The organism is Williamsia sp. DF01-3 (assembly GCF_023051145.1).
In the GTDB taxonomy this organism is placed as follows: Bacteria; Actinomycetota; Actinomycetes; order Mycobacteriales; family Mycobacteriaceae; genus Williamsia.
On record NZ_JALKFS010000005.1, the window covers coordinates 4,027,861 to 4,045,450 of the forward strand.

Consider the following 17,590-nt stretch of genomic DNA (forward strand, 5'->3'; position numbering starts at 1 on the left):
TCCACCATGACGTCATCAGCCACATCGCGAGTATCGCGTGGTGCTCCCGCGGTCACCGAGATGCGGGTGATCCCGATCGCCGGCCGCGACAGCATGCTGCTCAACCTGTCCGGGGCACATGCTCCGTTCTTCACCCGGAACCTGGTGATGATCACCGATGCGGACGGGAACACCGGGGTCGGCGAGGTGCCGGGAAGCGAGCCGATTCGTCAGACCCTGTGCGACGCGATCGACCTGGTGGTCGGACGCCACGTGGGCGACCACAACGCAATTCTCGGCGACATACGGCGCGCCTTCGCCGATCGCGACGAGGGTGGCCGAGGCAATCAGACGTTTGATCTTCGCACCACTGTTCACGCCGTCACCGCTGTCGAATCCGCTTTGCTAGACCTGTTGGGCCAACACCTCGGAGTGTCGGTTGCCGCCCTCCTCGGCGACGGCCAGCAGCGCGAGCGCGTGCAGGCGCTGGGATATCTGTTTTTCGTCGGCGACCGCACCAAGACGGGACTCGACTACCTCGACGGTTCCGGAGAGTCCGACGACTGGCTTCGACTACGGCACCAGGAGGCGCTGACTCCTGAGGCCGTCGTCGCTCTCGCCGAGGCCGCGCACGATCGTTATGGCTTCTCCGACTTCAAACTCAAGGGCGGGGTGCTGGCGCCCCGGGAGGAAGCAGCCGCGGTGACCGCGCTCGCCGAACGCTTCCCGGCCGCGCGCATCACGCTTGATCCGAATGGCGGCTGGCTGCTCTCGGAGGCGATCGAGGCCTGCCGCGGACTGCGCGACGTGCTCGCCTACGCCGAGGACCCGGTCGGCCCCGAGGGCGGCTTCTCCGGGCGTGAAGTGATGAGTGAGTTCAAGAGGGCCACCGGGTTGCCCACCGCCACCAACATGATCGCCACCGACTGGCGGGAGTTGGGGCACACCATTCGATCCGGAGCGGTCGACATCCCATTGGCCGATCCCCACTTCTGGACGATGGCCGGATCGGTGAGGGTGGCGCAGCTCTGCGATGTGTGGGGCCTGACGTGGGGATCGCACTCCAACAACCACTTCGACGTCTCATTGGCCATGTTCACCCACGTCGCCGCTGCCGCACCCGGCGACATCACGGCCATCGACACCCACTGGATCTGGCAGGACGGTCAGCGGATCACCAAGGAGCCGTTCGAGATCAGCGACGGTCACCTCACGGTTCCTGACCGGCCCGGACTCGGTGTCGAGCTCGACATGGACCAGGTCGACGCCGCACACGAGCTGTACCTCCGCGAGGGTCTGGGGTCCCGAGATGATTCGGTCGGGATGCAGTTCCTCGTACCGGGCTGGAGTTTCGACAGCAAGCGTCCAGCACTGGTTCGGGCATGAGCGATCCATTCGGGCGGATGGTGATCGTCGTCGGCGATCGGAATCTGCTGCCGCATCGTGAGTTGTTCGAGAGCTTGCTGCCTGCCGAGAGTGAGGTCCGGTGGCACCAACGCTTCGACGAACGGGCGATCATCAACGACCTCCCGGCAGCCGATGTGTACGTGGGCGGCAGGTTCACCACAGCAATGGCCGCCGCCGCCCCGCGACTGCAACTGGTGCACGTGGCAGGGGCGGGCACTGACAATGTCGCATTCGACGCGCTCGGACCTCGCACCAAAGTCGCCAACACGTTCCATCACGAGGACTCGATCGCCGAATACGTGTTGTCCACTTCCGTCATGCTGCGCCGTGGTTTTCTCGCGCACGATCGGGCACTCCGACAAGCCGTGTGGGCGACATCGGTGTACAACGACTCCCTTCCCCAGCCCCTCACCATGCGAGATGCGCACATCGGCTTCGTCGGGTTCGGCCACATCGGGTCGAAGAGCTGGAACCTCCTGCGTATGTTGAGCTGCACCGCGTCGGCGGTCACCGGCCGCGGCACCGTCGACGCCGAAGCACAGGGCCTGTCATGGGCGGGCGATGCCACCGATCTGGGCCGCCTGATGACCGAGTCCGACGTTGTTGTCGTCTCGGCACCGCTGAACGCTCATACCCGAGGAATGATCGGTCCCGCAGAGTTCGAGGCCCTCGGTTCGGAAGGAGTCTTGATCAACGTCGGACGGGGGCCACTTCTTCAGCAGCAGGCTCTCTACGATGCCCTCAGCACGAACACCATTCGTGCGGCCGCCATCGACGTCTGGTACTCGTACCCCGGCCCGGATGGTCGCGGTGTACCGGGCGATCTGCCCTTTGCCGAACTCCCCAATCTGCTGATGACGCCACATTCTTCTGGCGTCACGCACGACACTTTCGTGGGACGGGTTCGGGACATCGCCGACAACATCCGCAGACTCGCCCGGGGCCTGACACTGGCTCGTACCGTCCGCTGATCGCACGGGCGACAGGCGGTACGTCCGGCGGCCCGAAACATGTTCACACTGTGGAGTTGTCAATGTTCTATCGCGGTTCCGGCCGGGGGCCGGTTGCGAGTGGGTCTATCGATCATCGGCCCAGCAGTTCGGTGTGGCCTTGCAGCTTTGTGCGGTTCGGCCGCCTTTACGCAGCGAGGGTGAGCGTCCTACGGTTGTAGGCCGGCAGGGGTTTTCGCAGCGGATCCACGTCAGCGGGCGGGAGCAGCCATGGGTGTCTGTCTGGCCCCATGACAACGTCCCAGTCCGTGTTGTGAACTGCGCGGTGGCAGGTGCGGCACAACAGGCACCCGTTTTCCAGGGTGGTCGGGCCACCTTCTTGCCAGTGGACAATGTGATGGCAGTCGGGCCATTCCGCCGGTGCCCCGCATTTCACACAGCACGCGTCCCGGATGATGATCGTCGACAACTGCAAAGTCCACGGTGTTCATCGCCGAATCCTCGGACGCCGGGGGCCCACCCGTGTTCCCAGAGACCTGATTCCCCAGCTTGCGCGCGGCCTTGCCCACCTCGTCGGGCGAGGCGCCGGAGATGGCGTGGCTCAACAATTTCCGATCGATGTCCGGTCGCTCCTCAGCAACCATCTCGGAGCCGGCCCGGGCCGCGACGTGCGCGCGCCCCCTGACCACCGCATCAACATGTTCGGTCGACAGGAATCCGTCGCGAAAGTAACCGGCGGTGCGATCCAAACCGGCCAGCCCGGTCCCGATCCGCAACCACCGTGATGCAACCGCTGGAGCGACCCCGTTGGCCTGCAACAGCTTCGAGGTGGTGGACCCTGACTTCTTCGCTATCCCCAGCCGTTCGATATGCGCTGCCGCCGCAGACAACTTGCACTCGGTCGCATTGCGAAGGGTGATCAATTCCTTGATCAGACCCACAACACCCGGTGGGTCATCCGGAACGACCAACCCCATCACATCGTCGACCACATCGAGAACCCGCATCCTCATACCCCTCCCCAGGGACCCCCACAGCAGTGACACCGTTCGAACCGTGCGCCAGCTGTCCAATTGATGCCGTCACACTACCGCATCCGAACACATGTTCGCGATATTCGAACTGCAGATTCTCCTGTCCGACAACAGGTTTGGCCAACCAGGAGAGCGCACGCACCTCGCCGAGCGAAGGCTACCACCAGCCTCCGACATCACCCCGTCGCGTCAGTCGGGCTGCCCTCCCACACCTGCGTCCCTCGCCCTGGCCACCGCCTCCGCCCTCGTCCGAGCACGCATCTTGGCCAGGATCTCACTGACCCGGTTGCGAACGGTCTTCTCGGACAGGAACAACCGGCGGGCGATGGCAGCGTTGTCCAAACCCCGGGCCATCAGTTCCAGGACTTCGCGCTCACGGCTCGTCAGCTCCGGAAAGGCCTGGGGTCCAGCACTGTTCGGGGCCATCGCCGAGAAGAACCCGACCACCTGTTCGGCGACGCGGGGTCCGAAGACGGCCTCCCCCTGGCGACCGCCGCAATCGTGCGGTGCACATCACCGGCTTCGGCTTCCTTGAGCAGATAGCCTCGGGCGCCGGCCCGCAGGGCTGCGAAGACCGAGTCGGGGTCCTCACTCATCGTCAAGACCACCACTGCGACGTCCGGATACCTGTCCACCACCCGCGCCGTGGCCGCGAGCCCACCGATACCGGGCATCCGCAAGTCCATGAGCACCACCTGCGGCCGTAGTTCTTCGACAGCACGGAGCGCCGACTCGCCGTCGGCGGCTTCCCCGACGACCTCGACGTCGTCCATCGCCGTCAGCACCGCGAGCATACCTGCGCGAAATAGCGCATGGTCGTCAACCACGAGCACCGATGTCATTGACGCACAGCCTCTCTCGGAACAGCGACGGACGCGACGGGCACCACCAACCGCACCACCGTTCCTCCCCTTGAGCGGCAAGGTGCTCCACACGGCCACCCACTTCGGCGGCACGCTGCCGCATGCTCATCAATCCCACGCCAGGTGTCGGCCTGCTTGGCATTCCTCGACCGTTGTCGCTGACCCGGAGTTCGAGGTTCTCCTCGTCGCATTCCACGTCGATCCTCACCCGTGACGCCGCGCTGTGGTGCACCACGTTGGTGACCGCTTCGGCCGCGATGGTGTAGGTGGCGACCTCCGCGGCCGCAGGCAGTTCACCCATGTCATCAAGCTGCACAACACCTTCGATGGCACCGAGACCGTCCACGAGTTGACGCAGCGCCTGTGCCAGCCCCAGCTGGTCCAGAACCGGTGGCCGCAGACCACGAGACACCGCACGTACCTGGACCACTGCTTCGCGGACCCGGTCCCGGATCCCATCGGCCTTGGCCGCGTGGGCATCATCACCCTTTCGGCGGAGCTCGGCGGCCAGTGCATCCATCTGCAGGGCGATCCCCGCAAGACCCGGGCCCACCCCGTCGTGCAGATCATTGCGCAGCCGTCGTCGTTCCTCTTCCCGGGCCGCGACGATACGGGCCCGAGAGTGCTCGGTCTCGGCCACCAGCGACGTTGCGTAAGCCATCATCGCCGCGTGCGCCGCGACCTGTTCGAGGAGTCGGCGTTCTTCAGCGCTGAACCCTTCACCGACGCGCCGTGGTGCGACCTCGAGCTGACCGACTCTGCGTCCCAGCGCAATTGCGTCGATGGTGACCAGGTGGGCAGGCCGAACTCCTTGTTCGGCCCGCACCACACCGTCGAAGGCCACGTAGGGCATACGCAACTCCGTGCGCAATGCCGAGATCAAGTCGGTGAGCGCTGCACGCGGCTCTGCCGACAGTGTCACGGCCTCGGAGATCCGCGGCGCAAGGGTGCGGCTGCCGCGCAGTTGCGGAAACCACCAGTTGTCGATGACCCGTTGCAACACGGCGCGAACGGCAAACGCTCCCAGCACAAGCACCACCACAAGGGCGATTCCGGCTCGGGATCCTGCCAGCCCTGGATCCAGCCGCCACAGCATCAGGCCGCCGCCCGCGGCTACCAGAGCGACCACGAGCACCAGCACGATCGAACGACTCAGAGCGAACTCGGCGTCGACCAGACGAAAACGCAGGGTCGCCGACACGACCGCCACCGGGGGCGCCAGCAGCGCGATGACAAACGCCGCGTTGCCCGGCCCGGTCTCACCGAGCAGGAGCGCCAAGATGAGCGCGCAGGCCATGACGATGCCGCCGACCATGAACCACTGCAACTGCGCCCGCTGCACCCCGACCGCGCGTCGCGTCCGCAACACCAGCGCGACCACCGCGAGCGGCGTCGCCACCGCCAGGCAATAAAACGAACTCACCAACGTCACGTAGTTCAGCGGCTCCAGCGCGTCGATCCCGATGGGGTTCTGCACAGCCGCGTCGACATCAGCGCGACCTGGAACCACCATCCGCGCGCCGACGGCCGCCATGGCGGCCGAGAGCGCGGAGATCGCCAGCATCTTCTCGTGCCGCGACCCGAATCCGCCCTCGGGGAACATCAATGTGAGCAGCGGGAGCACTACGAAGTAGACGCCGAAGCCGAACATCGAAATCCAGTCGGCCACCGCTGAACCCGGCAACGGCGAGACCTTCGCATTCCAGACGCTGTACTGCCCGAGGAGCAGGTAGACACTGATCAACCCCGTCGCCACCAACAGCCAGCCACAGCGATTACGCGGCTGGTGCCACAGCAGCACCACACCCGCCACGGGCCATACCGAACCGAGCACGAGATCACTCGCGAACATCGGCTCGACACTCACACGCTCGGTGAGTTCATGGTGGAGCACAAGCGCTCCCACGATGCACGTCACCGCGCCGACGCCGAGCACCAGCGCGATCCGGCGAAGCGCGGAATCACCGATCTTGTCGGCGAGACCGTGGACGGTAGCTCTCACCAGGTCATCGTGGCACGCCGATTCCCAGAAAACCGCTGCAGACGCGAACTTCCCGGCAACCAGGGACCGGCGTCCCTGTCGGCCGGGACACGTCCCCCCAGACAGTTCTGTCATGTCCATTCCCGACAGTTCCACCGACAACGCGGACAGAAGCGGCCCGCACCCCGAGAAGAAGGAGAACAACGATGACCACACCCACAACACAGGCTTTGGCGGACACCACCGAGACGGCGACGAGGGGACGCTGGCCGTGGGTGGGCGTGGCTGCCGGAATCGGCGCATTGGCAGCCACTCTGGCCTTCGATCTCCATCCCGAGTGGGACGAGAACACGCCCTACAACGCGGACATTGTCGACGATGTCAGTAGCGGCAAAGCCCACGCATCGATCATCACCGGCTACCTCACTGTCGCCCTGCTCCTGGTGCTGGCCGCCGCGTGGAAGCGCCACGTCGAACCCCGCACCCCGTCGAGCACCGCAGCGCGCGTCGTCCCGCTCGGCTTCACCGCATCGGCGGGCGCCCTCTCCCTGGGTTATGGCTGGAAGGGCGCGATGGGTCTGTACAACGGCGGCTCCGAGGACGAGGCCTTCGACAAGTCGGGACTGTACGTGCTCTACGTTCTCAACGACTTCGGCTCGTTCATCGGATACCTCGGCGTCACGGTCGCTGCGGGCGCCGTCGCCTGGATGGCATTCGGCGAGCGTCTGGTCTCTCGCTGGATCGGGGTGGTCAGCGTGCTGGCGGTACTCCCCGTCATCGTCACCGTCGGCGCATTCGGGCTGCCCGGATTCCCGGGTGTAGTGAGCGGGGTCTGGCTGGTCATCGCGTTCGGTGGACTCGCGCTGGGAAAGAGCACCATCAACCGGTGAGTGAGGTCGTTCGGAACGAAAAGGGGTCTGAAAATCACTGTTCCTGACCGGGCGTAGAGTGACCGGCGCCACACTGGTCCGTGAACCCATGGGTCAGGGTGGCGCCGGATACAGCGCTTGCGGCAGACAGCAGGCGTGAATCCTCCTACCGCCCACAACGCACAGGAGCCACGGTGACCGTCACTCAGGAACGCGACCGAGATCCCCACATCGATCTCATCCGCACCGACCCCGACCTTCCCCCGTCGCCATCGTCGACCGAAGTCCGATGACCGTCGGCAAACGCATCATGTTCGCGATCATCGCGATCATCGGGGCATGCGCCTGGGCGATCATCGCGTTCGTCCGCGGCGAGACGGTCAATGCGATCTGGTTTGTCATCGCGGCACTGTGCACATACGTGATCGGCTACCGCTTCTACGCGCGCCTCATCGAGATGAAAGTCGTTCGGCCCCGCGACGATCACGCCACCCCGGCCGAAGTCCTCGACAACGCCCAGGACTACATGCCCACCGACCGGCGGGTGTTGTTCGGGCATCACTTCGCAGCCATCGCGGGCGCCGGGCCATTGGTGGGCCCCGTCCTCGCCGCGCAGATGGGCTACCTGCCCGGAACCATCTGGATCATCATCGGCGCAGTGTTCGCCGGCTGCGTCCAGGACTACCTCGTGCTGTCGATCTCCACGCGGCGCCGCGGCCGCAGCCTCGGCCAGATGGCCCGCGACGAACTCGGTGACATCGGCGGCTTCGCGGCGATGATCGCCGTATTCGTCATCATGATCATCCTGATCGCGGTCCTGGCACTCGTTGTGGTCAACGCGCTCGCCGAGAGCCCGTGGGGTGTGTTCTCGATCGCGATGACCATCCCCATCGCCTTGTTCATGGGCATGTACCTGCGATTCCTGCGTCCTGGACGCGTGTCTGAGGTGTCGCTGATCGGCTTCGTACTGCTGATGTTTGCGATCATCTCCGGCCGATGGGTCGGCGAGTCGAGCTGGGGCGCAGACATGTTCAGCCTCTCGCCGGTGTTCCTGAGCTGGGCCATCGTCATCTACGGGTTCGCAGCAGCGGTGCTACCGGTGTGGCTGTTGCTCGCGCCGCGCGACTACTTGTCCACCTTCATGAAGATCGGCACCATCGTGCTGCTCGCGGCGGGCATCGTGATCGCACGACCGGTGATGCAGGCTCCGGCGGTCAGCGAGTTCGCACACAACGGCCAGGGTCCGGCCTTCGCCGGTGCGCTGTTCCCATTCCTGTTCATCACCATCGCCTGCGGCGCGCTGTCGGGCTTCCACTCGTTGATCGCCTCGGGTACCACGCCGAAGTTGCTGGAGAAGGAGAGCCAGGCACGCATCATCGGTTACGGCGGCATGCTGACCGAATCCTTCGTCGCCATCATGGCCCTGATCACCGCCTGCATCCTGAACCAGCATCTGTACTTCGCGATGAACGCGCCGAAGGCGTTGACCGACGGGACTCCGCAGGGTGCAGCCGATTACGTGAACGGCCTCAATCTTCCCGGGGATCCTGCCACGGCCGCACAATTCGAGCAGGACGCCAAGGCTGTGGGTGAGAGTTCGGTGATCTCCAGAACAGGCGGCGCACCCACGTTGGCGATGGGTATGGCCGACACGATGCAGCGCGCATTCGGCGGGGAGTCGTTGCGTTCCTTCTGGTACCACTTCGCGATCATGTTCGAGGCCCTGTTCATCCTCACCACCGTCGACGCCGGAACCCGTGTGGCCCGGTTCATGCTCTCGGATGGGCTGAGCAATGTGAAGGGCGGCAAGCGATTCAAGGATCCGTCGTGGCGACCGGGCGCGTGGATCTGCACCTTCATCGTTGTCGCGGCGTGGGGCTCGATCTTGTTGATGGGTGTCACCGACCCGCTCGGCGGCATCAACACCCTGTTCCCGCTGTTCGGTATCGCCAATCAGTTGCTGGCGGCCATCGCACTGACGATCGTGCTGGTGATAGTCCTCAAGCGCGGGCTGTTCAAGTGGGCGTGGATTCCCGGCATCCCACTGGCGTGGGACCTGATCGTCACGATGAGCGCCTCGTGGCAGAAGATCTTCTCGAGCAACCCCGCCATCGGGTACTGGCAGCAGCACAGCGATTTCCAGAACGCGAAGGACAGCGGTGCGACCGCATTCAAGACCGCCAAGAACGTCGGCGAGATCGACGCCGTCATCCGGAACACCTTCATCCAGGGCACGTTGTCCATCGTGTTCGCGGTGCTGGTCCTGATCGTCGCCGTCGCAGCAGCGTTTGTGTGCGTGAAGGCTATTCGGGCAGGAGGACTGCCCACGACAGAGGACACCCCCGTGGAGTCGAAGAGGTTTGCCCCCCGCGGCCTGATCGCCACACCCACCGAGAAACAGATCGAGCGGGAATGGGCCGAGTTCGAGAAAGCCGACAGAATCTCAACGGCGTCTGCCACGGGTGATCCGGACGGGCATGGTACGAGCAAGGGAGCGAGGCCGGCCCCGTGATGGACGTACTCCGCCGTGGCTCAGACGCGGTGCGCTGGTACGTGGGAGCGATGATGGGTGACAGCGATTACCAGCGCTACCTCGCCCATCACCGGGCGCACCACCCGGCCGATGTCCCGATGACCGAGCGCGATTACTGGCGTACCCGGTACCGCGATCAGGACCGGAATCCGCAGGGCCGCTGCTGCTGATCCGTCAGTCCGGCCGGGTGGCGAAGAAGCGGGCGAGTTGCTCGGTCCAATATCGGTCGTGTCGCTGTTCGACCGCTCTGCGGGTCACCTGCCGGATCACAACGATTCCGCCTACGCCCACCAGCATCGCCAGTATCACCGCGGGTCCCACTCGTGGGATCGGTCCCCCGAAGGCAGCACCGGCCGGTGCCCAGTCGCCGTTCTCGTCGACGGGGATGTCGCGGTTGGTGCCCGCGGGGGTACCTGCCGGTACTGCGATCACACCGTCACGCCGTTGCGACTTCCACTCCCAGTGCGCCCGGACCGCCACGGCCGGGGTACCGATCGTCTGGGCGGTGGCGGGCATGGCCGCCTCATCGGTCACCGCTCGTACCGCCGCCACCGGCTCGGCGATGGGCGACCGTTCGGCCATGTCCCACACCAGAACTCCCGTGAGCACCGACATCATGCAGGCGACCACCACGCACAGCGCCGACACTCGTCGTAGCCTTCGTTCGAACCGATCGACGGGGCGGCTCAGCAGATCCGGGGGCACCTACTCGATTGTCGGGATATCGCGTGCAGGCGCAACCCGGGATCGATCAACGCCACGCGCCGCGCGTGTACTGCGGCGGGTAAGGGGCCTCTCGCCAGGTCAGACCCAGTTCGTGCGCCGCGCGCAGTGGCCACGCCGGCTCACGGAGACCAGCTCGTGCCAGCAGTACAGCGTGTGCGGACTCTGTCTCGAGGATCTTCTCTGCCTGCCCCGGCTCGGTGATCAGGCCGACCGCCGCAGTGGGAACACCCGACTGCTCGAGAATGGCCTTGGCGAAGTCGACCTGGTAGCCGGGGCCCACCGGAATGTCTGCCAGGACATTCCCGCCACTGGAGACGTCGATCAGGTCGACTCCCAACGGTTTGACGAGTTCGGCCAGCCGAGCGCTGTCGTCCACCGTCCAGCCACCTTCTGTCCAGTCGGTCGCCGAGAGCCGCACGAACAGGGGCTTTTCGTCAGGCCACACACGGCGAACGGCTTCGACGACCTCGAGCAAGATCCGGGTACGGCCTTCGAAATCGCCGCCGTACTCGTCCTCGCGGATGTTCGACAACGGCGAGAAGAACTCGTGGAGCAGGTACCCGTGAGCGGCATGGATCTCGACGACGTCGAAGCCGGCCTCATGTGCCCGGGACGCCGCGGCGGCAAAAGCATCGACAACGCCTGCGATGCCATCACGGGTCAGGGCCGACGGGGTGGTGTAACCCTCGAATGCAACAGCAGACGGGGCGCTGGTCACCCAGCCTCCGTCTGCATCGGCGATGCTGCCCTCGGCGTCGGCCATCGGGGCGTACGTCGAAGCCTTGCGGCCTGCGTGCGCCAGTTGGACGCCGATCGCCGAACCCTGGTCGTGCACGAAATCCACGATTCGACGCCACCCTGCGGCCTGTTCGTCGTTCCAGATGCCTGCGTCCTGGGGGCTGATCCGCCCGTCGGGCGTGACGGCGGCGGCTTCAGTGAGAATCAGGCCGAACCCGCCGGTGGCCCGGGCGCCGAGATGGACCAGATGCCAGTCCGTGGGCACGCCGTCTTCGGCGAAACAGCTGTACTGGCACATCGGTGCAAGCCAGATGCGGTTCGCGATGGTCAGATCGCGCAGGGTCAAGGGCGTGAAGAGTGCTGGTGTGGTCACGCCACACATCAACCGCCGAGGCCAGGTGCCGATTCCGCGACCCACCCGACCGTGAGATAGGTCTCGCTGGATCATCAGCAAAATCTCACACGTTGCTGCAGGTTGAACACAGGTCCACGGTCTAATCTCGACACAGATGAGTATTCAGATGAAAGCACTGTCGACGATGCTGAGGCTGAACGGGTTGTCCCTCACCAGCACCGCGGAGCGCGCACGCCGACAGATCTACCGGCCCAAGAAGGTCGTGTCGCCTCCGGAACCGATGTACACCTCGCACATCGTCAAACGTCGGTCGATCGGCGGTTTCCGTAGCTACAGCGTCACCCCGCGTCGCGTCCGCCCCCAGACCACGGTGCTGTACTTCTACGGCGGCGCGTATGTCAGCGAGATCAGTGCCCAGCATTGGGCTTTCATCGCGCAACTGGCCGACGCCGGCATGCGGGTCGAGGTACCGATGTACGGGCTCGCTCCCCGCTACGACCACCGGGACGCCCTTCCGTTCATCACTGCGGTGTATCAGCGACTGGTGACCGAGCACCCCGGGTCGCCCATCGCACTGGTCGGCGATTCCGCCGGCGGCGGCCTGGCGCTGCTGATGGCACAGACCGCGCGTGACAAGAACCTGCGCCCGCCTCAGCGCCTGATTCTCATCTCACCCTGGCTCGACCTGTCCCTCAGCAATCCCGACATCGCTCGTGTCGAGCGTCACGACCCCTGGCTCAACCGGTCCACGTTGGACATGGCAGCACGGGTGTGGGCTCCCGACAAACCACTGACGCACCCGGAGGTCAGCCCGATGTACGGCGACCTCGGCGGGCTCGCCCCAACGACCGTGCACATCGGCACCCACGACATGTTGTACCCGGATGCCCTGCGATTCCATGAGCAAGCGAGCGCGGCTGGATCCGAAGTGGAGCTCAACACCTGCCCCTCCGGCCTGCACATCTACCCGCTGACGCCAACCCCAGAGGGCCGTGCCGCCACCCAGCTCATCATCGAGACGCTGCAGCTCGTCTGACTTCGCCGCGCTGGGCGCATAACCGGCCGAACACGGTTTCGTCACAGCACGATGTCGCAGCGTGGCTGAAGTCTCGACCTCAACTTGAGCTGGATATGTTTGCCGCGACCTGAATGGTGAGTTGTGGCAAGGAGCGACATGCACGCGTGGGGGGCTCCGGCCGCTGAACCGATGGATTCGAGCACAAAACCGACAGCCGGGCGCCGTTGGGCACATGCCCGCCGCGTCGCGGTTCCTGCTCTTCTGGCTCTACTCGTCGTAATGCTCGCACCGGCGCCGTCCGCGCTGGCACAGTCGATCGTGCAGCCGGTGGCGGCCGACCCGACCGTGATCCGCGCGCAAGACGGCCGGTATTACATGTACGCCACCGCCGACGACTGGGGCGACGGCCAGGGCGAGCACAACATGACCGTGTTCACCTCGTTCGACCTGGTGGACTGGAAGTACGTCGGCGATGTGTTCGACGAGGCGCCAGGCTGGCACCCACCCGGCAGACTCGCCTGGGCCCCAGACATCTCGGAGTCGAACGGCACCTATTCGCTGTATTACGCGCTCTACGACGAGAAGAACCCCTGCATCGGCTTGGCAACCGCACCGGGTCCGACAGGACCGTGGACCGATCTGGGCCATCCGGTGTTCTGTGCGCAGGACGTCGGCGTCGAGGGCACCATCGATCCATTCCTCTGGGACGACGGCAAGACTAAAACAATGTTCGTCGGCAACTTCCACGGCGTGTACGCGATACCGCTCAACGCCGAGGGAAATGCTGCGGCCGGAGCCCCGGTACGGGTGGCCGACGACCGGTTCGAAGGTCCCGAGATCATCTTCCGCGACGGCTACTACTACCTGTTCGTCTCGGCGGGCAACTGCTGCAACGGCGCCGACACCGCATATCGAGTTCTTGCGGGCCGTTCGCAGTCGCTCACCGGGCCGTACCTCGACCGCAAGGGCGACGACCTGAACGCCGGCGGTGGCGCGCTCATCCTCGCCGGCAGTCAGGCATGGGCCGGCCCCGGCCACAACACCGTTGTCACCGACGACGCCGGAGCGGATTGGATTGTGTATCACGCCGTTCCACGCGATGACCTCGAATTGCCCAGTGGCGCCCAGCGACGTGAAGGGATGATCGACCGCATCGTGTGGGCCAACGGCTGGCCGGAGGTCGGCGACGGCTCGCCCGCATCGACGGGGCCGGCGTCTCCGCAGACCAAGCTGCCGGTGCAGGTCCGACTTTCCCCGGAGACACCGACCGAACTGCCCGAGGGCGGTGGCCCCCTGAACGCGAAGCTGATGGTCTCCGCACCCGCCGACGCACCCTACGTCGGGCAGGTGTGGGTGGATGTGGTGCAACCAGGCAGCGCAACCGTCACAAGCGTTCTCGCACCGATTCCGGTGGACCTCAAACCCGGGCAGACGATGGAACAGACGGTCACGTACACGGTTCCACCTGAGGCCGCCGCCGGGATCTATGGCATCTTCGCCTATGCGGGCGCGACCGTCGATGCGCCCGTAGAGTTCGGGACAGTCACGGCCACCAAGGCTGGGAACTCGGTCGGCAGTGGGCTCACCGGACTGTCGACGTCACTCGACAACGCTTAGACCAACCGCCAGGGGCTCACGCAGGCGTGGGCAAGGTCATCCCCCGAGTGGCCATCACCTCCCGCAGGCGAGTGGGGTAGTCGGTGATGATCCCGTCTGCACCCGCTTCGATCTGTGCGTCCATCACGGCGGGATCATTGATGGTCCAAGGGATCACGGCCAGCCCGGACTCATGCGCCCTGGACACGAAGTCCTCATCGGCCACCAGCGTGTAGCCCGCGGGCGGTACCTGTCCGTCGGGGTACGGGTTCACATATCCGGGCGACAACACCGTCACACCGTCGATCGATGAAGCCCCTTTGATCACATCGCCGCCCACCGCGTCGAAGTCAACCGGGCCGAGCCACTGGGAATCCTTCTTCCAAGTGGTCTCGTCCCAGAGCGCCACCAACGGAATGCTCGGCTCGGCGTCGTGCACCAGCGGCAGTGTGCGCCAGTCGAAGCTCTGAATGCTGACCCGGTCAACCATGCCGGCCTCTTTCACCGCCGCCAAGGTGACGTCGACGAACTCCTCCGGTGTCGCCGAGTCTGCCCGTTTCTCCGCCTCGATCTTGGTCTCGATGTTGAACCGCACCGCGTCGGCGCCCCGTGTCTCGACGAGTGCGAACAGTTCTGGCAGAACCGCGATCTTGTTCCCGGCCACCGGCTGGGCTTCGGGGTAGCCGGCGAGCACCTTGTCGCAGTTGAGGGTCCGGATCTGCGGGAGGGTCAGATCGTGGACGAGGTCGCCGACGTACGGGAACTGCGGGTCGCCCGGCGTCGCCGCTGCGGTGTCCGCGCATTTGGTCTCGTCTATTTTCGGATCGTGCCAGATGAGCGGCTGGTTGTCCTTGGTCAGCACGATGTCCAACTCGAGGGTGCTGACCCCGAGGGACAGCGCCCGGTCGAACGCATGCAGCGACTCTTCGGTGTATTCGCCGCGTCCACCGCGATGTGCCTGCAAATCAAAGGATTTCGGCGACTCCGCTTCGGATGCCGATGGCACGGTCGACGCGCTCTCAGTCGAATCGGCCGAGTCGCTGCCACAAGCGACCAGTCCCACCGTAGCGACCATCGCGGCCATCGTTGTCGCCAAGAGATTCTTTCGCACACCCATCCCATCACCCTGTCGTCTGGTACCGCGAAAACCTAACGTACGGGCGGTTCCAGGGCTGGACGAGCAGAGCTGAGTTCATCTCCTGTTGGCGTCGAGTCCTACGCCTGGTCACACGTCCGCTGAACGCAACGTCGCCGTCACGGCATCCGCAGCGGCGGGCCGGCCGAGGTGGTAACCCTGCGCGTAGTCCACACCGCACGCACGAAGAGCCTCGAGCTGCTCGGCGGTCTCCACACCTTCGCCCACGACGGTGACGTCGAAAGCTCGTGCCAGACCGACGATCGCGGACACGATCGCCTCCGGTCGGGCACCCGGAAGGTCTGCGATGAACGACTTGTCGATCTTGAAGCACTCGAATACCGGATAGCGATCCAGGTAGTAGATCGAGCTGTGGCCCCTGCCGAGGTCGTCGAGCAGCAGAGACACCCCCATGTTGTGTAGCTCGGTGAGTGTGCCTGCCACCCTTGCGGTGTCGGACACCCACACTGTCTCGGTGATCTCGAGTCCGAGTGCGGATGCTTCGAGGCCGGTCGCGGCCAGTACCCGTGAGACCACCCGCGGAAAGGCCGGGTCGCGCAACTGCAGCGCGCTCACGTTGACCCGGATCGACACCGTGGTGAACTCTCGCCACCTGGCTGCCTGAGCACACGCCTCGGCCAAAGCCCATGTCCCGAGATCTGTTGCCAATCCTGTCCTTTCGGCAACAGCCACGAACTCCACCGGACTGACCGGGCCATGGACCGGATGGTTCCATCTCGCGAGTGCCTCGACCGCGACGATTCGCCCCGACGCGATCTCCACCAACGGCTGGTAGTGCAAGGTGAGGTCGCCGCGTTCGAGCGCCGACCGCAGGTCGATGGACAACGAGCGTATCCGCTCGGCGTCGTACACGTCGTCATCGTCGTAAACCGCGTGGCCGCCGGCGCCCATGTCCTTGGCCCGGTACATCGCGAGATCGGCCCGATGAATCAGTTCCCGCCGGGACGAGCCCGGTTCGCTGACGGCGACACCGATGCTGGCACTCAACGGCGTCGGCGCACTGCCGTGCGCGTAGGGAGCACCCAGCCGCTCGGTGATGGAGTGCGCGATCTGCTGTGCCTCGGCGATGTCGCGCACCTCTTCGCAGAGGATCAGGAACTCGTCGCCTCCGAGTCGGGCCACCACATCCTGTTCTCGCACAGCAGTTCTGAGTCGCTGGGCAAACCGGACGAGGGCGAGATCGCCCGCTTCGTGCCCCAGGCTGTCGTTGATGAGTTTGAAGTCGTCGACATCCAGGAGCAGCACCGCGACGTGGGTATCGGCGGCCTCTGCCCTTTCGAGGGCTTCGTCGATGCACGCATAGGCCAAAGCGCGGTTGGGGAGGTCGGTGAGAGGGTCATGCATGCTGCGCTGGCGCACTTGGCGGTCGAGTTCAATGCGCCGGATGGCCGCGGAGAGCACATCTGCCACGGTCTGGAGGAACGTGATGTCGCGATCGGCATAATCGCGCGCGTCGGCACTGTGGACAGAGAGCGCTCCCCACGGTGCGGTCGCGCCGGCAATGGGTATGCCGACACCACTACGCAGGCCGTAGCTCTTCATCACCTCGGTGGGAAAGCGGTTTTCGGCCAGGCGGTCCGGGCACACCACCACATCGGCAGTGTTCATGGTGTAGCCCATGAGCGAGTGATTGCCCGCGGGCACGTCGAAGCCGTCTCCCCGCGGGCCGGTGACCGCCTCGAGGCTCAGACGTGTGCTGTCCAACTCGTCTACCCGGGTGACCATGGCGGTCTCCACCCCGACCAGCGTCACCGCAGCCGCGGTCGCAGCGGTCAGCAGTTGAGGGAGTTCGGCCTCCAACGCGAGCCGGCTCAGCTCGGCGACGGCTTTCTGTTCGGCGCCGAACTGAGCTGCAGCGTCAGCGACCTCTCGTAGCCGGCGATCACGTTCATCTCCGCGGCGGCGATCACGGACAATAGTTGCGATCACAGACGGCTGACCGTCGGACCGCTCCACCACAAAAGTCGTGAGCGTCACCGCGATGCGGGCATGCGTATTGAAATGCCGCAACTCATTGCGCCCACGCCAGTACCCCCTCGATCTGAGGTTCTCCTCGACCTCATCCGAGATCGACAACCCCGCCGGCGTGAAGAAGTCTTCCGTGAACAGTTCACGTTCCGGGGACCAGTCCAGACCTACCAGCGCCTGACCGGCCGGGTTGACGTACAGGACACGACCGGAGAACTCGGAGAGGACGATCAGGTCGGGAGACAACTCGAGGATCGCACGCAGAATCTGCGGGTCGTCCACGAATCCGGCCATGCGCCGCCCATCCCTCTCCGACGCGCATGTGGCCCTGCGGGCAACGATTCCACGGGGCGGGATCGGGCGCGAGCACACCGTGTGCGACTGATCAGATCATCGCACACACCTAACTCGTCGTTA

At 65.2% G+C, this 17,590-nt stretch carries 14 protein-coding genes and 1 pseudogene; 7 read left to right on the forward strand and 8 right to left on the reverse strand.

The window, feature by feature from the left end:
• Window positions 1-6 precede the first annotated feature (6 nt).
• Window positions 7-1,365, forward strand: coding sequence for a glucarate dehydratase (gene gudD / locus MVA47_RS21110; RefSeq protein ID WP_247209764.1), 1,359 nt, complete (start codon window positions 7-9; stop codon window positions 1,363-1,365).
• Window positions 1,366-1,382: 17 nt separating this feature from the next.
• A complete protein-coding gene (locus MVA47_RS21115; RefSeq protein ID WP_247210981.1) occupies window positions 1,383-2,357 on the forward strand; it encodes a 2-hydroxyacid dehydrogenase in 975 nt (324 codons plus the stop codon).
• 166 nt (window positions 2,358-2,523) lie between these two features.
• Here MVA47_RS21115 and MVA47_RS21120 read toward each other — a convergent pair whose 3' ends face one another.
• The 4 genes from MVA47_RS21120 to MVA47_RS27100 all read right to left on the reverse strand — a co-directional run bounded on the left by MVA47_RS21120 (window position 2,524) and on the right by MVA47_RS27100 (window position 6,235).
• Window positions 2,524-2,772, reverse strand: a complete 249-nt coding sequence (locus MVA47_RS21120; protein ID WP_247210982.1) for an HNH endonuclease signature motif containing protein — start codon at window positions 2,770-2,772, stop codon at window positions 2,524-2,526.
• A gap of 787 nt (window positions 2,773-3,559) precedes the next feature.
• Complete coding sequence (locus tag MVA47_RS27095; RefSeq protein ID WP_308280578.1) at window positions 3,560-3,724, reverse strand: LuxR C-terminal-related transcriptional regulator; 165 nt, start codon at window positions 3,722-3,724, stop codon at window positions 3,560-3,562.
• 29 nt (window positions 3,725-3,753) lie between these two features.
• A complete protein-coding gene (locus MVA47_RS21125; protein ID WP_308280579.1) occupies window positions 3,754-4,212 on the reverse strand; it encodes a response regulator transcription factor in 459 nt (152 codons plus the stop codon).
• Window positions 4,190-6,235, reverse strand: coding sequence for a histidine kinase (locus tag MVA47_RS27100; RefSeq protein WP_247209765.1), 2,046 nt, complete (start codon window positions 6,233-6,235; stop codon window positions 4,190-4,192). Before MVA47_RS27100 ends, MVA47_RS21125 begins: the two co-directional genes overlap by 23 nt.
• Window positions 6,236-6,420: 185 nt before the next feature.
• Here MVA47_RS27100 and MVA47_RS21135 point away from each other — a divergent pair, with 185 nt between their 5' ends.
• The 3 genes and pseudogenes from MVA47_RS21135 to MVA47_RS21145 all read left to right on the forward strand — a co-directional run bounded on the left by MVA47_RS21135 (window position 6,421) and on the right by MVA47_RS21145 (window position 9,786).
• Entirely contained in the window at window positions 6,421-7,104 is a 684-nt protein-coding gene (locus MVA47_RS21135) for a hypothetical protein (RefSeq protein ID WP_247209766.1), read from the forward strand.
• A gap of 173 nt (window positions 7,105-7,277) precedes the next feature.
• A pseudogene (locus MVA47_RS21140) lies at window positions 7,278-9,595 on the forward strand (carbon starvation CstA family protein).
• Complete coding sequence (locus tag MVA47_RS21145) at window positions 9,595-9,786, forward strand: YbdD/YjiX family protein (protein ID WP_062800843.1); 192 nt, start codon at window positions 9,595-9,597, stop codon at window positions 9,784-9,786. Before MVA47_RS21140 ends, MVA47_RS21145 begins: the two are co-directional and overlap by 1 nt.
• A 4-nt stretch (window positions 9,787-9,790) precedes the next feature.
• On the opposite strand, the gene MVA47_RS21150 is transcribed toward MVA47_RS21145, so the two are convergent.
• Entirely contained in the window at window positions 9,791-10,264 is a 474-nt protein-coding gene (locus MVA47_RS21150) for a hypothetical protein (RefSeq protein WP_247209767.1), read from the reverse strand.
• A gap of 103 nt (window positions 10,265-10,367) precedes the next feature.
• Complete coding sequence (locus MVA47_RS21155; protein ID WP_247209768.1) at window positions 10,368-11,453, reverse strand: NADH:flavin oxidoreductase/NADH oxidase; 1,086 nt, start codon at window positions 11,451-11,453, stop codon at window positions 10,368-10,370.
• A gap of 136 nt (window positions 11,454-11,589) precedes the next feature.
• Between MVA47_RS21155 and MVA47_RS21160 the strand changes: the two genes are divergently transcribed.
• Both MVA47_RS21160 and MVA47_RS21165 read left to right on the forward strand, forming a co-directional pair.
• Window positions 11,590-12,471: an alpha/beta hydrolase fold domain-containing protein gene (locus tag MVA47_RS21160; RefSeq protein WP_247209769.1), complete on the forward strand. Its 882-nt coding sequence runs from the start codon at window positions 11,590-11,592 to the stop codon at window positions 12,469-12,471.
• A 261-nt stretch (window positions 12,472-12,732) separates the two neighbouring features.
• Window positions 12,733-14,070 carry a family 43 glycosylhydrolase gene (locus MVA47_RS21165; protein WP_247209770.1) on the forward strand — a complete coding sequence of 446 codons (1,338 nt, stop codon included), beginning with the start codon at window positions 12,733-12,735 and terminating at the stop codon, window positions 14,068-14,070.
• Between the two features lie 16 nt (window positions 14,071-14,086).
• On the opposite strand, the gene MVA47_RS21170 is transcribed toward MVA47_RS21165, so the two are convergent.
• Window positions 14,087-15,145: a glycerophosphodiester phosphodiesterase family protein gene (locus tag MVA47_RS21170; RefSeq protein WP_374474442.1), complete on the reverse strand. Its 1,059-nt coding sequence runs from the start codon at window positions 15,143-15,145 to the stop codon at window positions 14,087-14,089.
• 129 nt (window positions 15,146-15,274) lie between these two features.
• A complete protein-coding gene (locus MVA47_RS21175) occupies window positions 15,275-17,467 on the reverse strand; it encodes an EAL domain-containing protein (RefSeq protein WP_247209772.1) in 2,193 nt (730 codons plus the stop codon).
• Between the last annotated feature and the right edge of the window lie 123 nt (window positions 17,468-17,590).

Bases quoted from the DNA above. Each gene is read 5' to 3' on its own strand.
- MVA47_RS21135 (WP_247209766.1), top strand. From the start codon at position 6,421: ATGACCACACCCACAACACAGGCTTTGGCGGACACCACCGAGACGGCG.
- MVA47_RS21165 (WP_247209770.1), top strand. From the start codon at position 12,733: ATGCTCGCACCGGCGCCGTCCGCGCTGGCACAGTCGATCGTGCAGCCG.
- MVA47_RS21125 (WP_308280579.1), bottom strand. From the start codon at position 4,212: ATGACATCGGTGCTCGTGGTTGACGACCATGCGCTATTTCGCGCAGGT.
- MVA47_RS27095 (WP_308280578.1), bottom strand. From the start codon at position 3,724: ATGGCCCGGGGTTTGGACAACGCTGCCATCGCCCGCCGGTTGTTCCTG.
- MVA47_RS21115 (WP_247210981.1), top strand. From the start codon at position 1,383: ATGGTGATCGTCGTCGGCGATCGGAATCTGCTGCCGCATCGTGAGTTG.
- MVA47_RS21175 (WP_247209772.1), bottom strand. From the start codon at position 17,467: ATGGCCGGATTCGTGGACGACCCGCAGATTCTGCGTGCGATCCTCGAG.
- MVA47_RS21145 (WP_062800843.1), top strand. From the start codon at position 9,595: ATGGACGTACTCCGCCGTGGCTCAGACGCGGTGCGCTGGTACGTGGGA.
- MVA47_RS21160 (WP_247209769.1), top strand. From the start codon at position 11,590: ATGAGTATTCAGATGAAAGCACTGTCGACGATGCTGAGGCTGAACGGG.
- gudD (WP_247209764.1), top strand. From the start codon at position 7: ATGACGTCATCAGCCACATCGCGAGTATCGCGTGGTGCTCCCGCGGTC.